General features: G+C 38.2%; 3 protein-coding genes and 1 pseudogene. 2 read left to right on the top strand and 2 right to left on the bottom strand.

Annotation, left to right across the window (positions count from 1 at the left end; all coding sequences use genetic code 11):
• Window positions 1-349 (bottom strand): annotated as a pseudogene (locus ABIQ28_RS12600) (deaminase); the annotation flags it as partial.
• 274 nt (window positions 350-623) lie between these two features.
• Window positions 624-1,304, bottom strand: coding sequence for a phosphatase PAP2 family protein (locus ABIQ28_RS12595; RefSeq protein ID WP_348037840.1), 681 nt, complete (start codon window positions 1,302-1,304; stop codon window positions 624-626).
• A 417-nt stretch (window positions 1,305-1,721) separates the two neighbouring features.
• Here ABIQ28_RS12595 and ABIQ28_RS12590 point away from each other — a divergent pair, with 417 nt between their 5' ends.
• Both ABIQ28_RS12590 and ABIQ28_RS12585 read left to right on the top strand, forming a co-directional pair.
• Window positions 1,722-2,135, top strand: coding sequence for a hypothetical protein (locus ABIQ28_RS12590; RefSeq protein ID WP_348037838.1), 414 nt, complete (start codon window positions 1,722-1,724; stop codon window positions 2,133-2,135).
• Between the two features lie 119 nt (window positions 2,136-2,254).
• A partial coding sequence (locus ABIQ28_RS12585) for an efflux RND transporter permease subunit (RefSeq protein WP_348037836.1) occupies window positions 2,255-3,591 on the top strand: 1,337 nt, incomplete at its 3' end.

Raw genomic sequence — 3,591 nt, 5'->3', positions numbered from 1 at the left:
CCAGATGGATGTGCATATCTCGGAAAGCAGGAAGCATTAATAATCCTTTGGCGTCAATAGCGTCTGCCGTGGGTGTGTTGCTTGATATACTTTTTATTTTACCTTCGGCGATTTCTACAGTAAAAAGATCTGTTTTTGTCCCGTTAACTTCTCCGTCTTTATAGATGAAGCCAGTTTCGAGTCTCACATTTTTTAATATATGGACATTGAAGGTTTTTTTTATATTTGGCTCGGTTTCAAGAGGAGCAGCGTTTGCAGTGTTCAAAAAACTTGAGCCCACGGTTAGGCCAGCGACTCCAATAGCAGAGTTTCTTAAAAAGTTTTTACGTGTTATGCCTGAATTTTTCATTTTTTTTTAATTTCTACAAATTTACCACTAAAATAAAAGCGAAGTGTAGAGTAATCATTCCAACGCTTGTAAAATTTATAACTGATTGCGAAAATCAGTGGGGAATATGCTAGTTTGAGTTTTGAAGAAATTAGAGAAATAAGCAGGGTCCATATACCCTAACTCAAAGGCGACTCTTTTTAGTTCCACACCTCAATACAGTACAGCAGGTGTGATCATTACTTTTTAATTTTTCTGTTTTGGACTTTTCTTTTTTTTAAGTGATTTTTTATTTTCAAAATGTCATTGATAATCCCAAGCCATATTCTCTTCCATTATAAAAAGGCATCACAATGCCGTTGGTATTTTCGTGGTCTTTAAATAGTGCATTCTTAATAAGGGGATGAATCCAATAAGCAATTTTTGTACTTAAAATTCCCATTCCAGCTCCTGCGGCCACATCAGTGAACCAATGCCTATTATTATACATTCTAAAAAGTCCAGTTCCCGTGGCTACTACATACCCTGAAATGCCATACCAAATGGAAACATCTTTGTATTCTTGGTATAAAAATTCAGCACCCATAAAAGCGGTTGCGGTGTGTCCAGAAGGGAAGGAGTTGGTGGAAGAGCCGTCGGGTCGTTCAACATTGCCAGTTTTTTTTAAGATATTTACCGTACCACCCATAATGAGATAGGCTGTCCCTAAAATGAGGGTTCTGTCCTTAAAATTATTTTTCCCTTTAATACCTAGGGCATTTAAACCGTATACGGAAAGAAATGGAGCGTACTGAGAAAAGTCGTCAATTGTTATTTTATTGTCAATGCTTTCCGTTATTTCGTCCCTGGTTTGTGTGTTTATTAATTGCAGGGTATGACTTTCGAGACCTACAATGCCATACCCAATCAGGACGGTGGGAACAATTAAAGACTCATATTTAAATTTGAGCTGTTTGTTGGGTTGTAAAGAGTCCATTTTTGTGTTTTGACAAAAAGCGGTTGAAGTTCCTAAAATTAGAAGAATCAAAAGTTTTACATTATTCATAGCGGTGGTTCAAATGCTGACGACGGTCAAATTTAATTAATATTAGTTATAGATTGTTTCCTTGTTCTATTATTGTGACTTGAAGTATTTGGTTGTGCTTTCTGGCACTATTCCTTCGGTTCAATATAATTGACCACATGTCCTATACTTGTTGTTTCCTGGCATAAATATCTCGAGTTCACAGGTTTGAGGAGGGGGATGGTTCAAGCATTAATAAATTATAGTGAATATTATGATGATCCCTTCTGATTTTTTATGGAATCACTTTTATAAAAAAAAATAACTTAGCTCATAATTTATTGTTAATAGATGGCGATGACTTAAAAAAATATTAACTTTGTATTTCCTATGAAACAAATATCCCATAAAATAATGTCCTTGTCAATGGCATTTGTAGTGTTATTCTCTACAATGTCATTTACTATTGATATACATTATTGTGGGGATAGTTTAATGGATTCTGCCATTTTTCATAAAGTAGAAACCTGTGGCATGGATATGGAAAAGCCTGCATCAGAAAGCTGTTCTGTGACTAAAAAGGATTGTTGTAAAAATGAACAAGTGGTTGTGGATGGCCATGATGAATTGCAGCTTTCTTTTAACAAGATTTCATTTGAGCAACAACTGTTTATTGCCTCATTTGTTTACTCTTTTATTAATCTTTTTGAAGGGTTCAATGAAAATATCATTCCTTTTAGAGATTATAAGCCTCCCTTTCTCATACGGGACATACAAAAGCTACACGAGACTTATTTAATTTGATTTTCAGACAGTAAAAATTTTGCCCTGCGGTATTTCCGTTTTGGGCACGTTTTGTTGTGTTCAATATTCTGATTTAATCAGCATGTTACACGAAGTTCAACTGTTTAAAATCAATTACAATGCTAAATAAAGGCATAAAATTTCTCATAGAGAACAAGCTGGTGGCGGTTTTGTTGCTCGCACTTTTTTTAGGTATGGGTGTCGTCAATGCGCCCTTTAACTGGGATACTGGCTTTCTCCCAACCAATCCCGTGGCTGTTGATGCCATTCCTGATATCGGCGAAAACCAACAAATTGTTTATACCGAATGGGAAGGCCGTTCCCCACAAGACATCGAGGATCAAATAAGTTATCCCCTTACCACAACCTTATTGGGTATTCCTGGAGTAAAGACGATCCGTAGTTCTTCGATGTTCGGTTTTTCGAGTATTTATATCATTTTTGAAGAGGATGTGGAATTTTATTGGAGCCGTAGTCGCATCCTGGAAAAACTAAACTCTTTGCCTTCTGGATTACTTCCCGATGGCGTCAATCCTTCTTTGGGGCCAGATGCCACTGGATTGGGGCAAATTTATTGGTACACCTTAGAAGGGCGCGATAAAGATGGGAATGTCACAGGAGGATGGGATTTGCACGAACTCCGAAGCATTCAGGATTACTATGTGAAATATGCGCTTTCTTCAGCAAGTGGTGTTTCTGAAGTCGCTTCTATTGGTGGCTATGTTCAGGAATATCAAATTGATGTCAAGCCAGAATTGATGCGTCAATATAATATTGGTCTGGCCGAAATCGTGAAAGCGGTTAAGGAAAGCAATAAGGATATCGGCGCCCAAACCATGGAAATCAATCAGGCTGAATATTTGGTGCGCGGTCTGGGATATATCAAATCGGTTGCTGATATTGAAGATGCCGTGGTGACTTCTGAAAACTATGTTTCCATCCGGATTAAGGACATTGCCAAAGTAAGTTTGGGACCTGCTCCGCGACGAGGGATTTTGGACAAGGAAGGTGCGGAGGTTGTGGGCGGAGTCGTCACAGCGCGCTATGGTGCCAACCCTATGGAAGTGATAAATAATGTAAAAGAAAAGATAGCCGAGCTTAAAGCCGGTTTGCCTTCCAAAGAACTTTCGGATGGCACAATTTCTCAACTTACTGTCGTCCCTTTTTATGACCGATCCGAACTTATTCAGGAAACTCTGGACACGCTTGACGAAGCATTAAGCCTCGAAATACTCATTACCATATTTGTGATTATTGTGATGGTCTTTAACCTGAGAGCATCCATACTTATTTCCGGACTTTTGCCTGTTGCGGTACTCATGGTGTTTATTGCGATGAAATTCTTTAATGTCGATGCCAATATTGTGGCATTATCTGGGATTGCCATTGCCATTGGAACGATGGTCGACATTGGAATTATTCTTACAGAAAACATCATAAGGCATTTGGATGAGGA

This window comes from Gelidibacter sp. (genome assembly GCF_039916245.1).
Lineage (GTDB): Bacteria > Bacteroidota > Bacteroidia > Flavobacteriales > Flavobacteriaceae > Gelidibacter.
This window is presented reverse-complemented; position numbering and strand designations above follow the sequence as displayed.